General features: G+C 70.2%; 14 protein-coding genes and 1 pseudogene. 8 read left to right on the top strand and 7 right to left on the bottom strand.

Going from position 1 to position 25,092, the window contains the following annotated elements; translation table 11 throughout:
* Window positions 1-664 precede the first annotated feature (664 nt).
* Window positions 665-2,041: a M28 family peptidase gene (locus ACOJUJ_RS22960; RefSeq protein WP_420129251.1), complete on the bottom strand. Its 1,377-nt coding sequence runs from the start codon at window positions 2,039-2,041 to the stop codon at window positions 665-667.
* A 145-nt stretch (window positions 2,042-2,186) separates the two neighbouring features.
* Between ACOJUJ_RS22960 and ACOJUJ_RS22955 the strand changes: the two genes are divergently transcribed.
* Window positions 2,187-3,137: an NAD(P)/FAD-dependent oxidoreductase gene (locus ACOJUJ_RS22955; RefSeq protein WP_420129250.1), complete on the top strand. Its 951-nt coding sequence runs from the start codon at window positions 2,187-2,189 to the stop codon at window positions 3,135-3,137.
* A gap of 253 nt (window positions 3,138-3,390) precedes the next feature.
* Here ACOJUJ_RS22955 and ACOJUJ_RS22950 read toward each other — a convergent pair whose 3' ends face one another.
* Both ACOJUJ_RS22950 and ACOJUJ_RS22945 read right to left on the bottom strand, forming a co-directional pair.
* On the bottom strand, window positions 3,391-4,278 hold the full coding sequence (locus ACOJUJ_RS22950; protein WP_420129249.1) for a metallophosphoesterase family protein: 888 nt from the start codon (window positions 4,276-4,278) through the stop codon (window positions 3,391-3,393).
* Window positions 4,275-5,222, bottom strand: a complete 948-nt coding sequence (locus ACOJUJ_RS22945) for a nucleotidyltransferase family protein (RefSeq protein WP_420129248.1) — start codon at window positions 5,220-5,222, stop codon at window positions 4,275-4,277. Before ACOJUJ_RS22945 ends, ACOJUJ_RS22950 begins: the two co-directional genes overlap by 4 nt.
* A 105-nt stretch (window positions 5,223-5,327) precedes the next feature.
* On the opposite strand from ACOJUJ_RS22945, the gene ACOJUJ_RS22940 reads away from it, so the two are divergent.
* From ACOJUJ_RS22940 to ACOJUJ_RS22930, 3 genes are all read left to right on the top strand, one after another.
* The gene (locus tag ACOJUJ_RS22940; RefSeq protein WP_420129247.1) at window positions 5,328-5,978 is read left to right on the top strand and encodes a PspA/IM30 family protein; all 651 of its coding nucleotides are present in this window, start codon (window positions 5,328-5,330) and stop codon (window positions 5,976-5,978) included.
* Window positions 5,979-6,567: 589 nt separating this feature from the next.
* Window positions 6,568-6,945, top strand: coding sequence for a hypothetical protein (locus ACOJUJ_RS22935; protein ID WP_420129246.1), 378 nt, complete (start codon window positions 6,568-6,570; stop codon window positions 6,943-6,945).
* Between the two features lie 225 nt (window positions 6,946-7,170).
* A complete protein-coding gene (locus ACOJUJ_RS22930) occupies window positions 7,171-7,752 on the top strand; it encodes a hypothetical protein (protein WP_420129245.1) in 582 nt (193 codons plus the stop codon).
* 366 nt (window positions 7,753-8,118) lie between these two features.
* On the opposite strand, the gene ACOJUJ_RS22925 is transcribed toward ACOJUJ_RS22930, so the two are convergent.
* From ACOJUJ_RS22925 to ACOJUJ_RS22915, 3 genes and pseudogenes are all read right to left on the bottom strand, one after another.
* Window positions 8,119-9,564, bottom strand: coding sequence for a M16 family metallopeptidase (locus ACOJUJ_RS22925; RefSeq protein WP_420129244.1), 1,446 nt, complete (start codon window positions 9,562-9,564; stop codon window positions 8,119-8,121).
* Window positions 9,565-9,575: 11 nt separating this feature from the next.
* Window positions 9,576-10,274, bottom strand: a pseudogene (locus ACOJUJ_RS22920) (M16 family metallopeptidase); the annotation flags it as partial.
* A gap of 12 nt (window positions 10,275-10,286) precedes the next feature.
* Window positions 10,287-10,928, bottom strand: a complete 642-nt coding sequence (locus tag ACOJUJ_RS22915; RefSeq protein WP_420129243.1) for a M16 family metallopeptidase — start codon at window positions 10,926-10,928, stop codon at window positions 10,287-10,289.
* Window positions 10,929-11,759: 831 nt separating this feature from the next.
* Between ACOJUJ_RS22915 and ACOJUJ_RS22910 the strand changes: the two genes are divergently transcribed.
* Window positions 11,760-13,055, top strand: a complete 1,296-nt coding sequence (locus ACOJUJ_RS22910) for a DEAD/DEAH box helicase (RefSeq protein WP_420129242.1) — start codon at window positions 11,760-11,762, stop codon at window positions 13,053-13,055.
* 199 nt (window positions 13,056-13,254) lie between these two features.
* On the opposite strand, the gene ACOJUJ_RS22905 is transcribed toward ACOJUJ_RS22910, so the two are convergent.
* Window positions 13,255-13,689 carry a hypothetical protein gene (locus tag ACOJUJ_RS22905; protein WP_420129241.1) on the bottom strand — a complete coding sequence of 145 codons (435 nt, stop codon included), beginning with the start codon at window positions 13,687-13,689 and terminating at the stop codon, window positions 13,255-13,257.
* Window positions 13,690-14,549: 860 nt separating this feature from the next.
* Between ACOJUJ_RS22905 and ACOJUJ_RS22900 the strand changes: the two genes are divergently transcribed.
* The 3 genes from ACOJUJ_RS22900 to ACOJUJ_RS22890 all read left to right on the top strand — a co-directional run bounded on the left by ACOJUJ_RS22900 (window position 14,550) and on the right by ACOJUJ_RS22890 (window position 24,691).
* Window positions 14,550-17,243, top strand: coding sequence for a transglycosylase domain-containing protein (locus ACOJUJ_RS22900; RefSeq protein WP_420129240.1), 2,694 nt, complete (start codon window positions 14,550-14,552; stop codon window positions 17,241-17,243).
* A 243-nt stretch (window positions 17,244-17,486) separates the two neighbouring features.
* Window positions 17,487-19,727, top strand: coding sequence for a BamA/OMP85 family outer membrane protein (locus ACOJUJ_RS22895; RefSeq protein ID WP_420129239.1), 2,241 nt, complete (start codon window positions 17,487-17,489; stop codon window positions 19,725-19,727).
* The gene (locus ACOJUJ_RS22890; RefSeq protein WP_420129238.1) at window positions 19,724-24,691 is read left to right on the top strand and encodes a translocation/assembly module TamB domain-containing protein; all 4,968 of its coding nucleotides are present in this window, start codon (window positions 19,724-19,726) and stop codon (window positions 24,689-24,691) included. Before ACOJUJ_RS22895 ends, ACOJUJ_RS22890 begins: the two co-directional genes overlap by 4 nt.
* Window positions 24,692-25,092: the final 401 nt, after the last annotated feature.

The raw sequence follows: 25,092 nt of genomic DNA, 5'->3' as shown, positions 1-25,092 counted from the left end.
CGGTGGCACTCCAGCGGGGGGTACATACCCCCGGCGGTGTTCGACATGCGGGTTTGGTAAGCGCCGCGCGCGTCGCTTCCCAAAGCCGCTTGATCCCCACTAACCCGGTGTCCTTGCAATCGGGGCAATTCCACGATCCCATCCGGGGTGTCGCCCCGGCGGCGTCGTCAGTCGCCGCAGAGTGATATGAGTGGGACAATGAAGGCTGCGTGGATAGCAGTGACAACGTACATGCGCGTGGAGGTTCCGAAGACTATTTCGAGCTGCAAGAGCAATTCGGCGCTGCAGCCGATCATAGCCGCAGGACCCGGGTCGTATGGGCGAACTTCCTATTTGATCGCGTAATGATGGGAGGCTCAAACGCATTCTGTTCCACCGGTTCTTAACAGTTGCAGAATCGCAATTGACCTCGGACAGTGCCGTGGTGCGTTGGAGCGGTTCCCATCCGGTCAACCACCGCGGGGGTGATCCCGGAACCGCACCCGACCTAGCCTGATCCCGGATCTGCGAAATCACTGTTGTAGTCTTGCTCCTGCAACTGCGGGTACAGCGGGGACAGAGAAAAGCCAGAGTTGCAGAGGAACATCGGTGTCCTCTGCATCTCTGGCCTTTCTCTGCTCCTCTGTACCCCCTCCTCAGTTCATCGTCCCGATCCGGTGTCCGCCTACCGCCCTGGCGCCGGAAAGACGACCAGGCTCTCGTTGCCGTCCCGATCTACCGCGGCCACGCCAAAGAAGTAGTTGTCGATGATCACGCCTTCCAGCGTGGCTTCCGTTACGTTCCCCACCCAGCGCGAATGATCCCACGTGGCCGAGGTAGCGTCGCGCCAGTAGATGCGGTATCCCGCCAGGTCCGGTGCGTTCACCGCCTGCCAGCGCAGCGTGGTGTTGGCGGATCCACCGCCGCGGATGGTCACCGAGTCCGGCGCCGCGGGGGCCCAGGCCAGCGCCGCCAGCGCCGCCGCGTTCAGCGCCGTGATGCGGCCCGTGTAGCGGTAGTCCACCGCGTCGGGCACATCGCCGTAGCGAATGCCGTTCTCCACGCGCAGGTCCTGGTGCTGGCGCGTGTAGTCCTCGTACATCTCCGTCAGCCGGATCGCCGGGTAGCCGGCCAGAAAGAACGGCGTGTGGTCGCCGCCGCGGCCAAAGCGGTCCAGTCGGTAGATGATCTGCGCGTCCAGGTCCGGCACGTAGCGGTCGGCCGTGCGGTCCACGTAGCGCGCCAGCTGGCGGCTGGGGACGTCCAGCTCGCCGCCGCTGTACAGGTAGCGGCGCAGATCCGCCGCCGGCGCCTCGGGCGGAATCCCCGGCGCGAAGATGCGCATCGTGGTGTTCCCCACCTGCCCGCCGATCCCCCGGCTGTTGCCGATGATGTCGTTGTTCAGCACGCCCGTGATGCGCCAGCCGTTCTGCTGCGCGTGGCGCGCCAGGATCTGCCCCCCGTTCAGCCCCTGCTCCTCGCCCGCCAGCGCCGCGTAGACGATCGTCCCGTCGAACCGGTGCTTCGACAGCACCCGCGCCGCCTCGATGGCCGCCGACGTGCCCGACGCGTCGTCGTTGGCGCCCGGCGCGTCGCTGGTGGCGTCGTTGGCGCCGGTTACCCGCGAGTCGTAGTGGCCCTGGATCAGCACGTAGCGCCCCGGGTCCGTCTGCCCGCGCTGGACCGCCACCACGTTCACCACCCGCGTGTCGACCGGGATGCGTCCCTGCGGGCTGCCGGGCACGATCTCGCCCACGTACATCACCTCCAGGCACCCGCCGCACTCGCGGGAGATGCGCTCGAACTCGCTGAAGATCCATCGCCGCGCCGCGCCGATGCCCCGCGTGGGCGACACCGTGTCGCTGAGCGTGTGGCGCGTGCCGAAGCCCGCCAGCCGCCGCACGTCGCTTTCGATGCGGGCGGGGTCCACCGCGCGTACGATCTCGTGGATGCGCGGGTTCTCGCCGCCCGGTCCCGCGCCGGCCGCGGGGGCCTGGGCCTGGAGCGATGCCGCCGCGAACAGCAGGGCGGGGGAAAGCAGCGTCGACAGTCGTGGGACCACGGGTACGGCCTCCGAGGGGAGTGGATGCGCCTGGATGGAATACAGAATACGAGGATGCGCGTCCGTGGCAAATCGTTGGCCGCAGGGCGCGCCGCTTGCGATGGGCGCCCGCGGGTGATCCAGCGTTTGCGCAACGGGAGGATGGATGACGTACGGCGGCATGTACGACGTGATCGTGATCGGCGGGGGGCCGGCGGGGCTGTCCGGCGCCATGTGGCTGGGGCGGTACCGCCGCAAGGTGCGGGTGTTCGACGCGGAAGATCCGCGCAACGCCGTGACCTGGGCCGTGCACGGCTACCCCGGCCTGGACGACATCTCGCCCCAGGACCTGCGCAAGCGGCTCAAGCAGCAGGCCGTGGACGCCGGCGCCGAGTACGAGCCCGGCGTCGTGCTTTCCATCGAGGGCGGGCAGGACGACTTCAAGGTGATGATGGAGGACGGCCGCGTCTTTGGCGCGCGCCGCATCCTGATCGCCACCGGCCTCCGGGACATCGTCCCCGAGATCCCCGGCTTTGATGACTTCTACGGCACCAGCATCTGGCACTGCCCGGACTGCGACGGACCGTCGATCATCGACTGCAAGGTGGGGGTGATCGGATGGGGCCGGTCCATCGCCGCCTACTGCATGTACATGCTCACCTTCACCCAGAACCTTACCGTCCTCACCCACGGCCATCCGCCGGACCTGACGCCCGAAGCGAGCGACGCCCTGGCGCGGTGGAACATCCCGGTGCGCGAGGACGTGATCGAGCGGCTGGAGGGCGAGGGCGGCCAGCTGCAGCGCATCGTCTTTCACGGCGGCGCCACGGAGGATTTTGACGCGATGTTCTTTCACATCGCCAGCGGCCCGGGCAGCAGCTTTGCCGCCGAGCTGGGCTGCGAGGCGGATGAGGACGGCATCCTGGAGATCGACAAGGACTACCAGACCACCGTCCCCGGCGTATACGCCGCGGGCGACATCGTCCCCGGCTCGCGCCTGGCCATCCGCGCGGCGGCGGAGGGCGTGCGCGCCGCCGTCGGCATCCACAAAAGTCTGATCCCCGACGACCGGCGCCTGCAGCCCAAGTCCGAGCCGCCCAAAGCCGACGCGGGCTGACGCGCGGGGGAGAACGGCCGCCACGACGTCTGGTCATCCCGGGCGAAAAATCCGGGCGCGCGTGGCGGCCCCAAGGAGGATCGCCTCCCCCCCCAAGACCTCAACGACGATGGTCCTCGCCGGCATCCCGGCGCGGGGGAGCACCCCACCTCATCGAACCACGCCCGGGACGGAGCCCGCGTGACGAAAAACGAGGCGGCCCCTTCACAGAGGCCGCCCCGTACTTTCGTACTCTCGTACTCTCGTACTTCTTTCACGCACTCCCCGCGCCCGCCCGCTCCGCCGCCGTCGGCGTCTCCACGCCGGGCTCCGGCTCCTGCTCGGCACGCCCGGAATTCTCGGGGATCTCGATCTCGTGCACGTAGTACAGCTCCGCGCCGGTGTCTTCGCGCACGCGCACCATCGACACGTTGAACACGGGCACACCGGCGGGCGTCTTGCCCGAAAAGGTGCCGTGGTGCGCGTGTCCGTGAAACACCACCGCGGCGCCAAAGCGGTCGATGGGCTCCAGCAGGCGGTCGTTGCCCAGAAAGGGAAAGATCTGTTCCGGCTCGCCCATCACCGTGTCCATGATGGGCGCGTAGTGCAGCAGCACCACGCGGGTGGGCGTGGACAGCCGCCGCAGCGAGTACTCCAGCTTCTGCACCTCGTCCAGCGTGGTGTTCACGAACGCCTTGGTTTCGCCCTCGCCAAACGCCGTGAGCGTGTAGCGGCCAAAGCCGCCCATGAAGCCCTTGACCCCCGCGAAGCCCACGTGCTCGTTCAGCTCGAACGGTGCCTCGTCGAGCAGGTGCACGCCGCGGGCGCGCAGGGCATCGTTCACCTTTTCCGGCTGGCCGCTCTCGTGGTCGTGGTTCCCCAGCACCGCCAGGATGGGGATGCGCACGTCCATCAGCTCCCCGCACACCACCGCGATCTCGGCGGGCGTGCCGCGGCGGGTAAGGTCGCCCGCCAGCAGCAGGATGTCGGCCTCGTCGTTGGCGCGCGCAAAGGCCTCGCGGTACATGCCGCCGTCGTTTTCGCCGCAATGAAAGTCGCCCACCGCGGCAATGCGCACCGAGCGCCCCTGCCGGTCCTCCCTGCGCCGCCCGAACGCCACCGGCTCGCTGGCGCGGCCCTTGTCGCTGCGTGCGTCCGTCATTCCTCGATATCCGCCGTCTCTGGGCCCGCGGCCGGGTTGTTGAAGTCAGCGCGCTCCTCCCACACGTCGCTCGCCTCCAGCTTTACGATCTCGGGATGGCGCTGCATCTGCGCGATCTTTTCGGACCGCAGGTCGTGGAAGCCCCACTCGTTCACGTCGATGGCGAACGAAAAGCGCGAGATCATGGTGCCGCGCGTAAGGTCGTGCTCGTCGCCGCCCGCCGCGCCCTGCTCGCCGGCCTGCTCCGCCCGATCCAGCAGCTCGCGGATCACCGCCTGCGGCACCTGGTCGCGGTAGCCGGGATACACGTAGCGGAACATCATCACCTGCGACAGCAGCAGCGGCCAGTTCTCGCCCACCTTGGCGAGCAGGCGCGGCCAGTCCATCAGGTGTCCCTTGCACAGGATCAGGTGCGCCACGTCGGCCATGTCGTGGCGGTGGCGCTCGTGGATGAACAGCCGGTGCCAGATCAGCTCCTCCGGCGGCGCCACCCGCACCTGCGTGGCCGCCAGGATGGCGGGGCTGCTGTGCCGGAACCAGTCGTCGTCGATCAGGGCCAGGCCGTTGCCCATCCCGTAGATGACGTCGATGAAGTGGTCGCGGTTGTCCGGGCTGATGGCCTTGCCGATCCAGTGCGGCTGCTCCAGGCGCGTGATCATCCCCTCGTTCTTGAGCACCGCCATGGCCTGCAGCACGGCCTCGGGGGTAAAGAACAGGTCCAGGTCCTTGGTCTGGCGGATGATCCCGGTGTGCTCATAGATGGCGTACGCCCCGGCCACCACGTAGGGCACCCCCGCGGCGTTCAGCGCCTGAAGCGCGCGCTTGTACAGCTCCCGTTCCGCCTCCGGGATCCAGAACTCACTGTGCGTTACGGACTTCCGCTCCTCCTTGGAGAGGTTCCGCATCGTGGGGAAGGTAAAGACCGCCGGCTCTGTGTTGGACATGCGTGCCCGTTCCGTGGCTGAATCGTTGGGCCGGGCAAAAGCAACAATCGGACCCGGCGTGCGTGCGCGTTGACCCGCGGGCGGGGCCGTGCCTACCTTTGGGGGATGATCAACGACCTGAAGAACCTGTTTTCCACCGCCTGGGACGCCTTTCTGGCCGAGCTGGGCCGCCGCGACCCGGCCGACCACGTGGCGGAGCTGCTGAGCGGCATGCGCCGCGAGATGGTGCAGGCGCGCGCCGCCCTTCCCCTGTACGACGACGCCGTCCGCGCCGCCGACGCCGAGCTGGTCCGCGAGCGCAAGGCGCTGGAAGACGCCGTGCGCCGCGGCGGCCTGGCCGAGCGCATTGGCGACGCCGAGACGGTGCGCGTGGCGGCCGAGTTCGCCGAGCGGCACCGCACGCGCGTGGCCGTGCTGGAGGACAAGGCGCGCGCGGCCCGCGCCGAGCAGGAGATGCGCGCGCGGGAGGTGCAGGACATGACGCGGCGCTACAAGGAGGCCGACGCCAACCGCTTCGTCCTGCTGAACGACATCCGCCGCGCGCAAAGCCAGTCGCGCCTGGACGACACGGGCGAGGCAAAGGCGTTTGACGACTTTGGCCGCGCCGCCGACAAGATCGAGACGGAGATCGGCTACCAGGAGGCGCTGGACGAGCTCGACGACCTCGCCAGCCCTCCGCCGCCTCCGCCGCCGGATCGTGACGCGGAAGTGGATGCGCGCCTGGCGGAGATGAAGCGGCGGATGGGGCTGGCGTAGGGACTTCACCCCCGGCCCCCTCTCCCACGGACTGCGTTGGAGACGCGGAGAACTCGATCCCGCTTCGACACGCACGTGCGGATGGAGCCGGTGCGCGAGAAAGCCCCTCGCGCCAACGCCTGTATTTCGAGGGACCGCCGCGCCGAAAGCCCTGCAGAGTCTGCGGGGCTTCCGCGTTTCGAATGGCGATCAGGTCGTTGTCGTGTGTGGTCTGGGACTCTGCCGTCCGCCTGCAGGAGCGAAGACACCATCCAGAGTCCGAACGCGTACCGTGCCGTCCGCCTGCGGGAGCGAATCAATTCGCCGCTACAACTGCACAGAGTCCACCTTCGTGCCACCTTCGTGGACTCGGCGGCCCGACCGTGTGCGGTATCCCACGCACCTGCGCGTCCGCAACCGGGATATCCGACCGTCCTGCGGTAGATATCCCCTCTCTTGCGCAGGGTATCGCCCTGAGCACGGCCCTCAACGAAACCACCGCGGCGCCTATCCGTAGGCCGATTCTCACGCGTGAGGGCCACGTCGCTGAAGGTCCGTATCCGCGGCCACCGCTTGCGGTGGGCGCCCTGAATCTCCCAAACTTGAAGCCGTGAGCAGCGAACTTCTCTCCCTCTGTCTTCTGGTGCTGGCCGTGTTCGGCTTTGTGGCGCTCGCCGGGCGCCTGGGCCGCTCGGTGCTGCGCCTGGCGCTGAACGCCGCCGAATCCACCGCCGCCAGCGGCCTGGCGGAAATCAGCGAGCGCCGGGGCGACATCACGGGAATGATGGAGACGCGCAACACCGCGCAGACCCTCCGCCGCAATCGCCGTCTCACCCTGCTGGCCGTCGTCGGGTGCCTGCTGCTGATCATCATCCCGCCGTTCGCGGGCGTGGCGCGCGAGGTGTATGCCCTCTGCGCGCTGCTGTGGTTCATCCCCACGCGGCGCATCCGACCTTCCGCGCAGGGACGCACGCCGGGCCAGCCGTAGCCCGCTTCCTCCCGCGTGACTGCCCCCTCCTCATCCATTTCCCGCTGTCCCGCCTGCGGGAATGGGCCCGTCCCCATCCGAGGACGTATCCGCGCGTGACACGGTAGCAGCAACGGAAAAACGCCGTGTGGCTGCTAGATAGTTGGTATCGTGTGACTTGGCACCGCTGTTGCTCGTCCTGTGGCCCGAGATTCGGAGCATTTACCGAACACGGAGCCAACCAAGATGAGCACCACCCGCTTCAACCTTCCGCTGGCCATCGCGCTTTGCGCGGCGCTTTCCGCGTCGCCGGCGCTGGCGCAGGGCAACGGAAAAGGCAACGGCAACCACGGCAATCGCGACCGCGTGGAGCATCGCGACCGTGAGGAGCATCGCGACCGCGATCATGATGACGATCGCCGCTGGGACCGCGACGACGACCGCCGCGACGAGCCGCGCTTCGAGCGCCGCACCAGCAGCACACAGCGCCGGGTGCCGCCGGGGTGGTGCCGCGGCCAGGGCAACCCGCACAACACCGCCGCCAACTGCCGCTACAACCGCAGCCGCAGCCAGTGGGAGCGCTACGACGACCGCGACCGCCGCTGGGAATCGCGCACCACGTACGAACGCGGCACCCGCAACAGCAGCACGCGCAACAGCGGCTCGTACGACGCGGCGCACCGCGACTTTCACTACTCGCACGACCGCCAGTGCCGCGAGCGCGCGTCGCAGCGGCCGCTGGACCCGCGCTGGCAGCTGCAGGTGCGGGGGGAGTGCGCCCGGGTCCACGAAGACTTCCACCGCCGCTGGGGCATCGCGCACCGCTGACCGGTCGCCGCTCCGAAGCGTGAACGAACAAGCCCTCCCCCGGTTCGCCGGGGAAGGGCTTCGTCTTGATCATCCGGACCGGGGCAGGAATCACCGACATCCTGGGAAGTTGCTGCAAACCTCGCCAAACCGTTGATTTCCTGAGGGAGCGCCACGCGAAATGTGAACCCCCACAACCGCTTGTGCGCGACCGAAGGACCTCGTCTGCCCCACGCAAGGCTGAGATCCAGGCGTGAAGGCCAGCCTCCAGGTTGTGCCGGCGAGATCCGTCGGTCGGCGCCCCGGCTTCAGCGGTCCGGCTGGACTTGGCGTGGCGCCTCCCTCAAGGAAATCATCGAAGTGCACCGGATCCGTTGAGGCCCCGTATCACCCGCCCGCGGGCTGCAGCGTCGCGGGGTCCAGCGGCCGGCCCTCGACGTCGAACACGCGGACGGGGGCGATGGGGCGGATCTTCTCCAGCACCTGCGTGCCGTCGCCCACCACCACGAGCACGGCGCGCTCGGGCTGCAGGTACTCGCGCGCCACGCGCTGCACGTCGGCGGCGGTCACGGCGCCCACGCGCTGCGCGTACTGCGTAAGGTGCTCCGCGGGCAGGCCCAGCAGGCGCGTGGTGGCCAGCAGCCCGGCCGCCTGCGCCGGCGTTTCCACCGAGGCCGGGAACGACGCCACCAGGAAGTTCTTGGCGCGCTCCAGCTCCGCCTGCGGCACCGGCTCGTCGCGGATGCGGCGCAGCTGCACCATCAGCTCGGCCAGCGCGCTGTCCGTGACGGCGCTTCGCACGTCGCTGCTGGCGGAGAAGGTGCCGCCGCCCACCAGCCGGGTAAAACGCGAGCGGGCACTGTACGTCCAGCCGTGCGCCGCGCGCAGCACTTCTTCCAGCCGCGAGTCGCCGCTAAGCCCCAGCACCATGTTCAGCACCTGCACCGCGTAGTAGTCGGGATCGTCCGGCTGAATCCCCATGTGCCCCACGTACAGCGACGACTGCACGCTGTTGGGCCGGTGGACGAAGTAGATCTCCGCCCGCTCGCGCGCCGGCGGCGTGGGAAGGGCCGTCCGCGACGAGGCGGCGCCGGACCACCCGCCCAGCCAGCGGCGCGCCATCTCCTGCGCCTGCGCGGGCGTCACGTCGCCGCTCACCACCAGCAGCGCGTTGCCGGGGACGAAGTGCGCGCGGTGGAACGCCACCAGGTCTTCGCGGGTGAGCGCACCCACCGACTGCGGCGTGGAGCGCCGGCCGTACGGATGCGCGTCGCCGTACACCTGCTGGTCGAACATGCGCAACGCCAGCGTGGCGGGGGCGCCCAGCGCCGCGCGCAAGGCGGCCAGCTGCTGCGCGCGCGACGTCTCCATCTCCTGCTGCGGAAAAGTGGGGTGCAGGACGACGTCGCTCAGCAGCTCGAAGGCGAGCGGCAGCTGGTCGCTCAGCACGCCCACGCTGACGGTGATGTTGTCCTGGTCGACGCCGGCGCCCATGGTGCCGCCCACGCCTTCCACCGTCTCGGAGATCTGCACCGCCGTGCGGGTGGCGGTGCCCTTGTCCAGCACCGCCGCCGTCATCTGCGCCAGCCCCAGCTTGTCCGCCGGGTCAGCCGATGAGCCGGAGCGCACGTACAGGTTCAGGTTGGCGATGGGGAGCGCGTGGTTCTCAACCACCAGCAGGCGCAGCCCGTTGGGCAGCTGCGATTCGGCGAACTGGGGAAAGCGGATGGGCCGCTGCTCCAGTGGCGCGGGCGGCGTGGCCTGCGCCGCGGCGGCGGCCGGCAGCCCGGCCAGCAGGGCGGGCGCGGCCAGGCGGATGATGATCTGCTTCATCGCGGGGTTCCTCACTGGGCGCGGCCGGGAAGGGTGATGACGACGGCGCGGTTCTCGGGGCGCAGGTACTGCCTTGCCACGCGCTGCACGTCGGCGGCGGTCACCGCCATGTACGGGTCCATCGCGGTGCGGATGCGGCCGGGGTCGCCGTAGTACAGGGTGACCTGCTGCAGCGCCTCGGCCTTGCCCATGGCCGTCTGCAGCGAGCGGATGAAGCCGGCGCGCGTCTGGTTCTTGGCGCGCTGCAGCTCCGCGTCGGTAATCCCCTCGGCGACCACGCGGGCGATCTCCTCGTCCACCAGCGCCTCCATTCGCCCCGCGTCCACGCCCTGGTTGGCGCGCGCGATGAGGAGCACCACCCCCGCCCCGCGCCGCAGGTCGTCGAAGACCACCGCGGCGCTGGCTGCGCGCTCCTGCTTTACCAGCCGCTGGTTGAAGCGCGAGCTGGCGCCGTTGCCCAGGATGCTGGCCAGCAGTTCCAGCGGATAGCTGTCGGCGTGGCCCAGCGGCACGGCGCCGTAGCTGGCCATGAACGCCGGAAGGGGGGCGTTGGCGTCGCGGATGGTGTCGCGGCGGGGCAGCCCGCGGAACGGCTCGTTGCACTCCACCGGTGGCGGCGCCGGTCCGCTGGGGATGGGGGCGAAGTACTGCTCCACCAGCCGCCGCGCCACCGCGGGATCAAAGTCGCCCACCAGGGTGAGCGTGGCGTTGTTGGGCGCGTATTAGGTGCGGAAGAACTGCTGCACGTCCTCGATGCGCGCGGCGTTCAGGTCGTCCATGGACCCGATCACGTCGTGCGAGTAGGCGTAGCATCCTTCCGCGCTGTACGGCGCGGTGCGCGAGCGCAGCAGCGACAGGCCGTACGGCGAATTGTCCACGCGCAGCCGGCGCTCTTCCTTGACGATCTCCTGCTGGTTCGCCAGCTGCTCCGCCGTCACGTTCAGCGCGCGCATGCGGTCGCTCTCCAGCCACAGCGCCAGGTTAAGCCGGCTGGGCGGCACGGCCTGGTAGTAGTTCGTGCGATCCTCGTTGGTGGACGCGTTCAGGCCGGCCGCCCCGGCCGCGCGCAGCAGCCGGCTGTGCTCGCCCTTGGGCGCGTTCTCGCTCCCCTCGAACATCATGTGCTCGAACAGGTGGGCAAAGCCGGTGCGGCCGGCGCGCTCGTTCCGGCTGCCGACGTCGTACCACAGGTTCACGGCGACCACGGGCGTGGCCGGGTCGGGGACCAGGATGACGCGCAGCCCGTTTTCCAGGCGGTACGTGTCGAAGGGGATGTTGACCGGCGAAGCGCTCTGCGCGGCCGCGGGCACAGCGGCCAGCAGCGCCAGCGCGGCCGCCAGCCCTCGGACGGGGGACGGGATCATGCAGCCTCCATCGCATGGGCCACGGCGGTGCGGATGCGGTTGCGCCGTGGCGGTGGGATCCGTCCGCGCGCGCCCCTGGATGGAAGCTGACGCCCGCGGCGGGTCGGGGATACGTCAGTTTGCGACGCATGCGGGATTTTTAGCAAGAGCGGCGGATTCGGAGCGGTGGATGGGGCGGGGAGATGTGGATCCGCGTCGGGGATGATGCGGTGCGTCGTGCGGGCTCCGGGGCAGGCCCCCTCCGGGCCGGCACCACGGGCCCACCTCCCCCGAACTGCCGGGGGAGGTTGGGTGTGGGGCTGGATAGGTGCGCTTCGGAGAATTGGGGGCGAGATGGTGAGCCGCCCCCCTCCCCGGCCCTCCCCCGCAAACTGCGCGGGGGAGGGAGGTGCGACGCACCTTCCTGAGCGGGATCGAAGTTCAACCTCCCCCAGGGGTTTTTGGGGGAGGTGGGCGAGGTTTACGAGCCCGGAGGGGGCGCTGGCGGACGCAGTTCGATGCGTTTCGAAGCGTCCTGAAGTTCTCCCCTCTCCGTGAGGAACGAACGGGGAGGGGCCGGGGGAGGGGCACCCCGGCGGACGCCAGTTCGATGCGGGCCGACGAGCCTCCGCACCATCGGCTACACGTCCCTCTCCGCGAGGAACGATCCCCCTCGTCAACCCGCCACGACCCTTTCCACCCGCTGCGCCGGTCGCACATGGCGTAAAACGATAGATCCTGTTAAATTACGGGGTTTACGTGAAAAAGCGCGAAAACGAAGAAGGCCACGCGAATGCAAAGGGACCCGGAAGTGAAGAGCCCGGGCCGCTGCAGACACTCTCAAGGAAACGAATGCGATTCACCGAGCTTGACCTCGCACCGGAGCTGGTGCGAAACGTAACGGAGCTGGGATACGAGATTCCCACTCCCATTCAGCAGCAGGCCATCCCCGCCGCGCTGCAGGGCAGGGACGTACTGGGCCGCGCGCCCACGGGGACCGGAAAGACGGCGGCGTTCATGCTGCCCACGCTGCACCGCCTGCGCGGCAAGGAAGGGCTTCGCTGTCTGGTGCTGTGCCCCACCCGCGAGCTGGCCATCCAGGTGGCCGACAACGCCCGCGGCTACGCCCGCAACAGCGAGCTGTTCGTGGGCCTGGTGTACGGCGGAACCCGCGTGGACGCGGACCTGCGCGACCTGCGCGCGGGGGTGGAGGTGCTGGTGGGCACGCCCGGGCGCGTGAACGACCACCTGGAGCGCAACAACATCGACCTGTCGAACGTGGAAATCCTCATCCTGGATGAGGCCGACCGCATGCTCGACATGGGCTTCAAGCCGCAGATCGACCAGATCCTGCGCCGCTGCAAGCGCACCGGGCGGCAGACGCTGTTCTTCAGCGCCACCATGCCCAACTCGGTCAAGTCGCTCGCGTACGAGATGCTGAAGGACCCCGTCACCGTCGAGGCGGCGCCCAAGGTGACCACCGCCGAGGGGGTGGAGCAGTTCGTCTACCCGGTCGAGGTCAACAAGAAGACGGACCTGCTGCTGCACCTGCTCAAGGGCACGGACAAGGAAACCTTCAGCAGCGCGCTGGTGTTCTCGCGCACCAAGTTTGGCGCGGACCGCATCGCGGGCTCGCTGACGCGCGCGGGGCTCAAGGTCGAGGTGATGCACAGCGACCGCAACATGACGCAGCGGGTGCGCGCGCTCGAGGCGTTCCGCGCGGGCGAGGTGCAGGTGCTGGTGGCGACAGACGTGGCGCAGCGCGGCATCGACGTCGAGGGCATCAGCCACGTGATCAACTACGATGCGCCCAAGGACCCCGAGGGCTACGTGCACCGGGTGGGCCGCACGGCGCGCGCGGGCGAAAAGGGTGTGGCCATCACCTTCATGTCCGGCGGCGAGATCGGCGACGTGGCGGCGGTGGAGCACCTGCTGGGCTACCGCATCGCGCGGGTGAACGTCCCCGGCTACAGCGTGTTCGCCGACGAGAGCACCAGCGGCGAGCCGCAGGTGACCACGGTCACCATGCCGGTGAACAAGAAGAAGGAAGAGCGCGCCACGCGCGGCCGCCGTATGGGCAAGCACGCCTCCAAGGAGCTGTCGCCCGAGGAACTGCAGAAGCTGCTGGGCGTCGTTACCGCGGCGTAATCCGCGGCGCGTGCCGCGGCCGGCGCGCTTCCGTTAGATCGGCGGCGAGAGAAGGGCGGTTCCCGTGCGGGACCGCCCTTTTTCGTGCGCTCCGGATTTTCGCCCACTTCCGCCCCGATTGTCACCACCTGACGGAAAGCTCCAGTCGAAGCGAGGAATCGGAATCCGTCCCTGCGGTTGAGCGCGCAGTGAGCACCGCTTAGTTCCGCGTGACGCCGAGCGTGGCCTCGTCCTCGATCACGCGAAGGCAGGGTTCAAGGTCCGGCGGTCCCACGTAGGTGGCGGTCACCACTTCGTCGATCTCCCGATACCCGCCGCCCATTCCCCAGACGAACACGCTTCCCTTCAGGTCGGGGCCATCAGGGCGAAGCACGACATTGTATCCCGCGTCTGGAGATACCCACAGCAGCACCTCGACCCCGTGCTCGCTGCTGTGCCAACCGGTTATGCCCGCCTCCATGGCGCGGGCGATGCCCGACGCATTCGGGCGGTTGTCCGGGGCAAAACAGGCGTTGGGCTCGCTATCTGTTTCACTGAGCGCGACAAGCATCCACGGGTTGCTTTGCCGGAGGTGACGCTGCCCGGCTTCCGACAGCCGCTCGGCGAGTGTGAACGTCCGGGGTTCGAGCACCATGAATCCCGTTACCTGAAGATTGGACCCATCCGCAACGCAGACGCTCTTGCAGATGGAGACCTGGTACGTTCCAGCAGGTGTTTGAGCGGTAGAGGCCTGCGTGAACGCCGACACCGGAGGAACGCACGCCACGCCACATCCCAACACCAGGAGTCTCACGCTTCGCCCAATGTTCGCAAACATCAGCTTCTCCTCCTCCAGAAAGATCGAGCACCTCAGCACCAGCCCGCACACTCGATCTCTCGGGCGCCAATATCAGATCCGGGAAAACACTTACCTCAACTCAGACTACGGCAAACAGAGGTCAGGATACAGAGGAACAGACAAGGGCCGGAGGAACAGAGGACGAAATGCGGATCACGTCTGTTCCTCTGGCTGTTCTCGATCCCTCTGTACCTTCCAATGTTGTTTTCCCGGATCGCGGAACCCTATCCTCCTGCTCATCCAGCGTGCCTGCCAGTTGATGCTGTTCAGGTAGGCGTGCGGTATTCGTTGTTTCCCGGCCTGAGTTCCAGTCGGAATGTGAATGCGCGAAACGGTCGTCACTGTAGGCACACTTCTCCTGCTCGTCAAATTACATCTTTCAACCGTCTGGTAGCTCCGGCAGGCGTAGCTCGCAAAGGGGGGTGGGCGGATTTACGGTCCGGAGGAGGCCCCGCCGACGCCAGTTCGATCCTGTCGTGGCGTGTTGAAGTTCTCCCCTCTCCGTGAGGAACGAACGGGGAGGGGCCGGGGGAGGGGCACCCCGGCGGAAGCATTCCGATGCTGGCCGATCCACCTTCAACCTTGCCCGCCGACCCCTCCGGCGCTTCGATTGCATCCACCATCGCAGGCGCCGTCCGTTCATCCACACAGTCCGCATGTCCGACCCAAGCCCGCACGAGCCCGAGAACATCTACCGAGGCGGCTACTTTCCCGCGCTGCGCGAGCGGCTGCGCGAGGTGGGCCGCTACGTGCGCCAGCTGGTGCTGGACCCCGGCGTCGCCATCCCCAAAGCCGGCAAGTCGCTGCGCGCCCAGCTGGGGCGCGACGCGGCGTTCTTTGGCGGCATCATCCGCTTCTTTACGCGCGGCATCGCGAACGGCGTCCGCAACCCCAGGCACCGCCGCTGGATCATCCCCCTGTTCGCCCTCGCCGGCTTCGCGGTGACGATGTCGTGGCAGCGGTGCGGCATCCGCGGCTGCCCGGACGTGGGCCGGCTGGCGACGCTGCAGCCGGGCGGAAACGCGCTGGTCTACGACGCGCGCGGCGCCGTGATCGCGGACCTTTCGCCCACGCGCTGGCAGGTGGTGGACCTCGACCGGCTGCCTGACTACGTGGGAGAGGCGTTCGTGGCGGTGGAGGACCAGAACTTCTACAAGCACAACGGCGTGCACTGGCCGCGCTTCATCGCGCAGACGGGGCGCAACCTGATCCCCGGGCAGCGCGGCGCGGGCGCCAGCACGATCACCATGCAGGCCGCGCGCAACGTCTTTCCCGACCGGCTGCCGGCCAGCGAGCGCACCGTCACGCGCAAGCTGCTGGAGATCCGCGTGGCGCAGGAGATCGAGCGCCACTACGGGAAGAAGGACATCCTGCAGCTGTACCTGAACAACATCTACTTTGGCGAGGGCGTGTACGGCATCCAGTCCGCCGCGCGCGTCTACTTCGGGAAGAACGCGGCGGACCTGCGGCTGAGCGAAGCCGCGCTCCTCGCGGGCCTCCCCAAGGCGCCGACGAACTACAATCCGCGGCGGAACATGCAGCGCTCCGTGCGGCGGCGTAACCTGGTGCTTTCGCTGATGGCGGCGCAGGGGCGCATCACCGCCGAAGACGCGGCGGAATCCAGGGACGCGCCGGTCCGCCTGGCCCGCTGGCGGCCGGAAGAGCGGCGCCGCAGCCGCGCGCCGTACTTTACCGAGGCCGTGCGCCGCCAGCTGGAGGCGCAGCTGGGCGACGCGCTGTACCAGGGCGGGATGCGGATCCACACCACGCTGGATCCGCGCGTGCAGGCGGCCGCGGAGCAGCAGCTGGAGGCGCAGATCCGGGCGGTGGAGAACGGGGTGTTCGGCGCCTTCCGCGGACCGAAGCGCGCGCAGTACCGTGATTCCACCGAGACGCCGTACCTGCAGGGCGGCGCCGTGTTCATGGACGCGCAGACGGGGGACGTGATCGCGCTGGTGGGCGGGCGCTCGTGGGACGATTCGCGCTTCGACCGCATCACCCAGGGGCTGCGGCAGCCGGGGTCCGCGTTCAAGCCGTTCGTCTACGCGGCGGCCGTGGCGCAGGGCGTGTCGCCCGTGGACACCGTGCGCGACGACACGGTGAAGCGCGTGCTTCCCGGCGGCGAGGTGTGGGTGCCGCGCAACTTCGACGGGCGCTACCGGGGGCGGGTGACGGTGCGCTACTCGCTGCGTCAATCCATCAACACCATCGCCGTAAAGCTGGCGGAGCAGGCGGGGCTGGGCGAGGTGGAGGACGTGGCCCACCGCGCCGGCATCCGCGCCGACATCCCCGCGCTGCCCTCCGTGGCCATCGGCGCCACGGCGGTGCGGCCGATGGAGCTGGTGACCGCGTACACGCCGTTCGCCACGCTGGGCTACCGGGTGGAGCCGCGCTTCGTGACGCGGGTGGAAGACCGGGACGGCAACGTGGTGTGGCGCGCGCGCGTCCGCCGCCGCCGGGTGATGGACCGCGGCGTGGCCTTTCTGATCACCAACATGATGCGGGGGGTGATGGACCGCGGCACCGGCAGCGCCGCCCGCGCCGCGCTGGGCAGCGGCATCCCCGCGGCGGGAAAGACGGGGACGACCAACGGCGCCACGGACGCGTGGTTCGTGGGCTACACCCCGCAGCGGCTGGGCGCGGTGTGGATCGGCTTCGACCGGCCGCGGACCATCACGGACGAGGGATCCGGCGGGCGCGTGGCGGCGCCGGTGTGGGGGCGCATCATGCGCGTGGCCATGCGCGGGCAGGAGGCGGAGGCGTGGAAGGCGCCCGGCGGCGTGGTGACGCGGCAGGTGCGGGCGAGCGACGACCGCGTGGTGGCACCCGGCTGCCGTGCGCGCGGCGACACCTACACCGAGTACTTTCTCCGCCGCCACGTCCCCGCCACCGTCTGCCCGCGCGGCACGCGCCGCGACGACCGCGGGTGGTGGGAGCGCACCCGCGACGACCTGGGCACCCGCGCCGGCGAGTGGGCGCGGGAGGCTTGGGACGACCTGCGCGGCCGGGCGCGGAAGGCCGTGGGCAGGGAAGACCGGGTGGATGCGGACCAGGGGACGCGCCCGGCCCGGGAGGAGCGCGAGGAGGAGGCGGCGGATCGGGCGGAGCCGGTGACGGAGGTGCGCACCGACACGGTGGCCGTGGAGACGGAGGTGGTGGAAACGGAGCCGGTGGAGACACCGCCGGACGCGCCGCGCGACACGCTGCGCATTGGCGCCCCGCGGCCGTCCGCGCCCAGGGACACCCTGGTGATTCCCGCGCGGGACGACGACCCGGTGCAGGTGGAGCCCGCGTCCCCGCCGCCGCCCACGCAGCCGCTTCCCGTGCCCGTGGAGCCGCCGCCGGGGTGAGTGGCACGCCGGATGCTCCCATAACGATGGTTTTCGCCGCGGCGGAGCGCACCCCGCGCGGCGCGGCGTCCGGACCGCGGCCCGTCCGGCCGCGACCGGCGCGTTGCCCGTGCGGCCAGTCCGTGTAGATTGCGGCTCGCCGCGGGCGTGAAAAGCAGGTAGAACCGAGCCGCGGAGCGCCGTGCCTTTCCCCCTGGGAGCACGGCACGCCCGCGCGTGCGCACGGCCCATCCACCGTTCTTGATGCCCCAGACCTTTCGTTTCGCGGTGCGCCGCCTGCTCCGCCGCCTTCCCACGCGCTCCGCCCTGGCGGCGGGCGCGCTGGCCGTGCTTGCCGCGTGCGCGGGGAACGCGGGCGGCGTGGCGACGGGTCCGCTGCCGCAGTTCGCCGAGTTCGAGGGCCAGGAGGTGCGCTCCGTGGGCTTCGAGGGCGAGCTGGTGGTCCCCGTAGACTCGCTGCGCAGCGTGGTCTCCACGCGGCCGTCCAAGTGCCGCATCGCCGGGCTGCTCCCCTTCTGCATCGGCAACTTTGGCGACGACCCGTACGCGCTGGACCTGGGCGTGCTGTCCCGCGACGTGGCCCGCATCCAGCTGGCCCATCGTGACGCCGGCTACTACGGCACCCGCGTGCTTCCGCTGGTCGATCCCGCCGTGGGCAAGGAGGGGGTGGACGTCACCTTCCGCGTGGAGCCGGGCGACCTGACTTCCCTCGTCGCGCTGGAGCTGGCGGGGGCGGACGCGGTGGTGGACACCGCGCCCCTGATGCGCCGCCTGCCGCTTAAGGTGGGCGAGCCGTTTCGCCGCATCGACTTCCTGGCCTCCGTCGACACCGTCCGCAACACGCTGCTCAACGAGGGGCACGCGTACGCGCAGGTGCTGCGCAACTACGAGATCGACACCATCGCCGACGTGGCGCGGGTGCGGCTGGAGGCGGCGCCGGGACCGCTGGTGACGGTGGATTCCATCATCTTCAGCGGCAACTACCGGCTTGACGCCGAGACGCTGCGGCGGCAGATGGCGGTACAGACGGGCGACCGGCTGCGCGGCACCGACCTGGTGCGCAGCCAGCGCAACCTGTTCGAGCTGGAACTGGTGCGGTTCGCCGCGGTAGAGGTGGCGCCGGAGCGGCTGCAGGTGACGCCCGACAGCGCGCAGCTGGACCAGGACAGCATCGGCTCCACCATCCTGGTGCGCATCGTCGAGGCGCCGCGCTACGCGGCCGAGATCGCGCTGGGGTACGGCAGCCGCGACTGCCTGCGGGCCGAGGCCACCCACCTGGACCGCAACTTTCTGGGTGGCGCGCGGCGGCTGGAGCTGACCGGGCTGGTTGCCAAGGTGGGCGTGGGCGAACCGACGGGCGGGCTGGAGCAGTCCCTCTGCCCCGCGTTCGATCCGGAGAGCCGCTTTACGCCCGAAGACTCGCTGATCGCGAACCAGATGAACTGGCGGCTGGCCGCCAACTTCGTCCAGCCGCGGCTGTTCGGCACGCAGACCAGCGTGGTGCTGGGCGCGTTCACCGAGCGCATCAGCGAGCTGGATCTGTACGTGCGCGACGCCAGCGGCGCGGAGATCGGCATCGTTCGCCAGATCCTGCCGCAGACACTGGCCTCGCTGAGCTTTGAGGCGCAGCGCGGGCGTACGCGGGCCAGCGACTACTTTTTCTGCATCGCCTTCGAAGTCTGTTCGCAGGAAGACATCGCGCTGCTGGAAGAGTCGCGATGGTCCAACAGCGCCACGCTGGGGCTTACGCAGAGCCGGGTGCGGCTGGACCCGTTCCCCAGCGGCGGGCACTCGTTCCGCGCGGGGGTGGACTACGCCTCGGCGCTGCTGGGGTCGGATGACGAGTACCTGCGCCTGTCGGCCGACGGCATCGTGCACCGCGAGCTGCGCGACGACGTGGTCCTTTCCCTGCGCGCGGCCGGCGGCACCTTTCTGACCGGGCTGCTGACCAGCGACCGCGGCTACATTCCCCCCGAGCGCCGCTTCTACGGCGGCGGGCCCACGGGGGTGCGCGGCTTCCGCTTCAACGAGCTGGGGCCCACCGTCTACATCGCCCGCCCGCAGCGCAGGACGGACGGCGGCTTTACGGTCGATACCATCCGCTCCTCCACCGGCGGCACCCGGGCGCTCCTGCTTTCCGCCGAGGTGACGTTCCCGCTGGGCGCGGGGCCGCAGTTCCTGCGCAACGCACGCTACGCGGCGTTCCTGGACGCGGGGCAGGTGTGGGAGTCGCGCGATTCGCTGGCGGCGCGCGCGCCGTTGCGCGTTACGCCGGGGCTGGGGATGCGCTTCGCCTCGCCGGTGGGGCCGTTCCGGCTGGACGTGGCGTACAACCCGTACGGCGCGGTGCCGGGGCCGCTGTACGGCATCACCGACCGCGGCGAGCTGGTGCCGGCGCCGGTGCTGCGCAGCTACCGGCCCACGGAAGGGCGCAGCTTCATCCGCCGCCTGGTGGTGCAGGTGTCGCTGGGGAACGCGTTGTGAGCAAGCGCCGCCGCCGGCTCGACCGCGTAGGGGTGCTCCTGCTGGGGCTGCTCCTGGGCTTTGGCGTGTCGGCGCTGATCGTGTTCTGGTACGTGGACCGCTCCCGCACGCGCGTGGTGGAGGAGCGTGTGCAGGTGGCGCTGGGGCTGCCGGAAGAGGCGTTCGAGCTGGAGGAGGTGGAGGAGGACGGCTCGCTGCGCATTCTGCTGCGCCAGGTGGTGCTGCTGGACAAGGCCGGCGACACCATCGTCTCCGCGCCCACGGCGCGGGGGCGGCTGGACGCGGGGACGCTGTCGGGAAAGACCGGCCCCATCGTCATGGACCAGGTGGTGGTGGAGCGGCCCTACCTGCGGCTGCTGCAGCGCGCGGATGGCGAGTGGAACTACGTCGACATCTTCAAGGCCGAGGCGGGCGGGGCGCCGCTGGAGCTGGCGGGTGAGGACGGCGAGGTCAAGCGGCCGATCGCGATCCGGGGGATGCGGATCGTGGACGGCCGCGCGCGCATCGCCACCCCGTACACGGCGCCCGCGAACCCCAATCCCCGCTTCGCCAGCCTCAAGCAGCCGGAGCGCGTGCGCACGGCGGGCGGCGTTTACACCATCCGCTGGCTGAACGACGTGCAGGCCATGCTCCCGCTCGTCCGCGTGGGCGGGGCCGGGGGATGGCGCGTCGAAGTGGGCAGCCTGACGGCCAACGTCCGCAACCCGGACACGCGCATCCAGCGCTTCGCCGGCTGGTTCGAGCAGGACCTGGACCAGACGCTGCGCTTCGACATCGCCGAGTTCCGCACCCCGCGCTCCGAGTTCGACGGCGAGGGGCGGGTGCGCTTCGCGGACGCGGGCCCCGTCTTCGACCTGAACCTCCGCGCACATCCCCTCTCCTTTGCCGACCTGGGCGGGATGGGACTGCCGATCCCGGCGACGGGCACCGCCTCGTTCGCCCTGAACGCCCGCTCGCAGGCGGGGGGGCGGACGCTGTGGCGGGTGACGGACGCGCGGGTGGCCATCCTGGACTCCCGCGCCAGCGGCCGGGTGACGGTGCTGACGGGGCCGGGGATGGAGCCTTCCTTCTCCGACACGCGCCTTTCGCTGGATCCGCTCCGTCTCGCGGACCTGGAGACGCTGGGCTACATCGACCGCCTGCCGCTGCTGGGCACGGTCACGGGCGAGATCGCCAGCCTGGATGTGCTGAACGCGGGCGACGGCGGGCCGCTGCGCATCGACCTGTCCGCCGCGCTCACCCCGCGCGATGCGCCGGGGGCAACCCCCTCCGTCCTGGCCGCCGCGGGGCTGGTGCGCTGGGCGCCGGGCGAGGACCCGCTGCGCTTCCAATCGCTGCGGGTGGAGGCCAAACCGCTGCGGCTGGAGCACCTGGCCGGGTTCCTGGAGCAGCCCAACCCCCTGCTGCGCGGCGTGCTGACGGGCACGGCCACGGTCAGCGGCTCCGCGGCGGACGTGCGCATTCTGGACGGCGACCTGGCCTACGCCGTGGGCAATGCACCGGAGACGGTGCTGCGCGGGCTTGCCGGCCGCTTTCAGAACGGCGAAACGCCGCGCTGGGAGTTCAGCGCGCGCGCCCAGCCGCTGGCGCTGGCCACGCTGACGGAGCTGTTCCCCGCGCTCCCCTTCCGCACGGCCACTCTGGCCGGCCCCATCAGCGCCAGCGGCGTGGGCGACGACGTGCGTTTCGACGTGGACCTGACCGGCGCGTCGGGCGGCATCGAGGCGCGGGGAAGCCTGGTGCTGGGCGACCCGCTGCGCTTTGACGTCAGCGGCCGGCTGGACGCGTTCCGTGCCTCGGGCGTGCTGGCGGGCGACGTGCCGCTGGACGGCCCGCTCAGCGGCACCTTCAGCGCCCGCGGCGCGGCGAACGACTTTCGCTTCGCCGTCGACATGACGCAGGGGCAAGGGAGCTTCAACCTGGCCGGCGACGTGCGCAGGCAGGGGACGGATCCCTATCAGTTCGACGTGGCCGGGCGGGTGGACAACTTCCGCATCGGCGCGCTGATCGGAAAGCCGGGGCTGCTCCCGGGCCCGGTCAGCGGCCCCATCGCCGTGTCGGGCGGCGGGCGGCAGCCGTACCGCTTCGACGTGGCGCTCACGGGTCCGCAGGGGCTGGTGGACGTGCGCGGCACCTTCCTGCCCGGCACGGTGCCGTCGTACACGGTGGCGGGACGCGTTCAGAACCTGGACCTGTCCGCGCTTCCCGGGATGACGAACATGCCGGCCACGCGGCTGTCGGGGACGATCGACGTGGAGGGGCGGGGGACCACGCCGGAGACCTTCGCGGGGCGGGTCGCGTTCGACGCGGCGCCGGGCTCCACGGTGGGCGGCGTGGCGATCGAGACGGGGACGGTGCGGCTGACGGCGGCGGACGGCATCCTGAACATCCAGCGGCTGCTGCTGGCCGTGCGCGGCGCGCGGCTGGAGGCGTCAGGAACGCTGGGGCTGGCGGCCGGATCGCCCGACAACCTGCTGCGCTTTGAGATCGACGCGCCCAACCTGGGCGTGCTGGCGGCCCTCATCCCCCCGCCGGGCGCCTTTGAGCCGGAGATCGCGGGCTCGCTGCAGGCCAGCGGCTGGGTGGCGGGGACGCTGCGCTACCCGGAGGTGGCCTTCAACGCGCGGGGCAGCGGGCTGCGCTGGCAGACGTACCAGGCCAACCAGCTGGCGGCGGAGGGGCGGCTGGCGCGGGGCGCCACGGTGTGGACGGGGAACGTGCGGGTGAACGGCGAGGGGCTGGCCCTGGGGAACCAGACCATCCGCTCGGTGGCGCTGGAGGCCAACCTGGCCCCTGAGGCGGCCTCGTTCGGCATCGACCTGCGCAAGGACGAGAACACCGACCTGCGCGCCTCCGGCATCCTGGAGCTGCAGGGGCTGGCGGTGAGCGGCGTGCTGCTGCGCGACATGGACCTGCGCCTGCGCGACACGCACTGGACGCTGGGCGTGCCCCAGGCGCGGCTGGCGCGCACGGATGCGGGGATCGTGATCGACAACCTGCGGGTGCAGCGCACGGGGACGGCGTCCACCGGCTTTATCGAGGCCAACGGCGTGCTCCCCACCAGCGGCTCGGCCAACCTGGTCGTCAACATGGGCGGGATCGAGATGGCGGAGCTGCGCCAGCTGGTGCCCACCATGCCGGACGTGAGCGGCACCCTGGCGCTGAACGCGTCCATCACCGGCCCCATCGAGTCGCCCTCGCTGGTGCTGGACGCCACGGTCGATCGCCTGGCGTACGGCGGATTGACGACGGACCGGCTGGCGGTGCAGGGGCGGTACGACGCCGGGACCATGCAGCTGACGGCGGACGTGCTGATGGCGGGGCGCCCGGTGCTGGACGCGGACGCCGCCATCCCCATGGACCTTACGCTGGGCGGGCTGGTGCCCGGCTTCACCCTGCGCCGCGGCGACCCGCTTTCCGCCACGCTGCGCGCGGACTCGCTCCCCCTGCAGCTGATCACCGCCGCCGTGCCCACGATGCTGGAGAACGGCGTGGGCGCCGCCGTGGCGCAGGTGGCCATCAGCGGCACGCTGGACAACCCGCGGGTGGCGGGGACGGCGGGGATCGCCGGGGCGCTTACGGTGGTGCCGCTGGGCGTGCGCTGGGAGGCCATCGACGCGGCGCTGCGGCTGGAGGGGCAGACGATCCAGGTGGAGCGCGCCACGGCCCGGACGGGGACCAACGGCGTCGCCACCATCACGGGCCGCGTGGTGCTGGACCAGCTGGACGCGCCCGACCTGCAGCTGGCGCTGGTGACCACCGACTTCCTGGCGATCGACAGGGAAGACGTGGCCACGCTGCAGGCCGACGCAAACCTGACCATCACCGGGCGGTTTCCGGGCGCGGAGATCGGCGGACGGGTGCAGCTGGAGGACGGCACCATCCACATCCCCGAGCTGGGCGAGCAGGCCGAGGCCGACATCGTGGACGTGGACGTGGGCGCGCTGGGCGCCGACACCGTGTCCGCGGGGGTGGTCAAGGCAGCGGGCCTGGCGGGGCTGATCCCCCGCGACCTGGTGGTGGCCATCGGCGAGAGCGTGTGGCTGGAGTCGGCGGATTCGCGCATCCAGATCGCGGGCGAGCTGACCGTGTACGAGGCGGCGGGCGCGCTGCGGGTGTACGGCGACCTGGAGACGGTGCGCGGCACCTACACGCTGCGCGTGGGGCCGGTGGAGCGCGAGTTCGAGGTGGTGCGCGGGACGGTGCAGTTCAGCGGCACGCCCGAGCTGAACCCGCGGCTGGACATCGTGGCCCGCCACGAGGTGCGCACCCGCGAGCCGGGCACGCCCGACATCGGGGTGCTGGTGAACCTGGGCGGCACCATGCAGGCGCCCACGCTCACGCTCAGCAGCGAGACGCGCCCGCCGCTGCCGGAGTCGGAGCTGCTCACGCTGCTGCTCTTTGGCCGGCGCAGCGCCGAGCTGGCCAACCTGCCGGCGGAGTTCACGCAGGGGATCATCCTGGAGCAGCTGCTGGGCGGCGTGCTGACGAACGAGCTGGAGCAGATCTGCGCGGGGCTGGCCATCTTCGACTACTGCCGTCTGCGGGCGCGGCCCACGGGCAGCGGGTTTGGCGGCATCCCGCAGTTTGGCACCGACATCTTTGCCTACGCCTCGCTGGAGGCGGGGAAAGAAGTGTTCGAGGACGCGTTCGCGGTGCTTGAGATCGTGGACCTGCTGACGAATCCCAAGGTGGGCGTCTCGGGCGAGTGGCAGGCCACGCGCAGCTGGACCTTCCGCGGCGCGTGGGAGCCGGTGCGCCGCGACCCGCTGCTGCTGAACCTGGACCGGCGCGGCCGCCAGATGCTGCTGGAGGGGCGCCGCCGGTGGGAGTACGGCCGCCCGCCCGAGCAGCCGGACCCGCTGGAGGCGGACCTGCCCACGACGACGGACGAGCCGAAGCCGGGCGAGCTTTCCACCCCCACGGGGCAGCCGCCGCCCCCGCCGCCGGACGACTCTCCGTAGGTCTGGATGACGACAGCGGACGCACGATGATCTTCATCGCGCGTCCGCTGCTTTTTTGCGTCGTCCGGCCTCGCGAAAGAAGGGGGTCTCACACGGAGTCAACGGAGTTAACGGAGTTTGCTCGTGCCGTTTCCGCTGCGCTGTGCCGAGTCCCTGAAAGGAATGGCCTCACACAGAGTTAACAGAGTCAACACCATAAGAACGTTCCTCGTCAAGAGGCAGGATCTTGGACAAACGTGCCCTTCGCGAGATTCTGCAGATTCTCGCGTTTCGTGGTGCTAAAAAATGCCTTCAACACTCCGGTTCTCGATTTGGAGCGCCTCCGGCGCTTCGATCGGGAACCGGAGTCACCGGCAGTCGCCGATGCCCGTGTTGGGTATCACCAGGGGCCGTGGCGGCCA

The organism is Longimicrobium sp. (assembly GCF_048594345.1).
Classification (GTDB): domain Bacteria; phylum Gemmatimonadota; class Gemmatimonadetes; order Longimicrobiales; family Longimicrobiaceae; genus Longimicrobium.
Note: the sequence above shows the minus strand (reverse complement) of the source record. Positions and strands in the feature narration are given on the sequence as shown.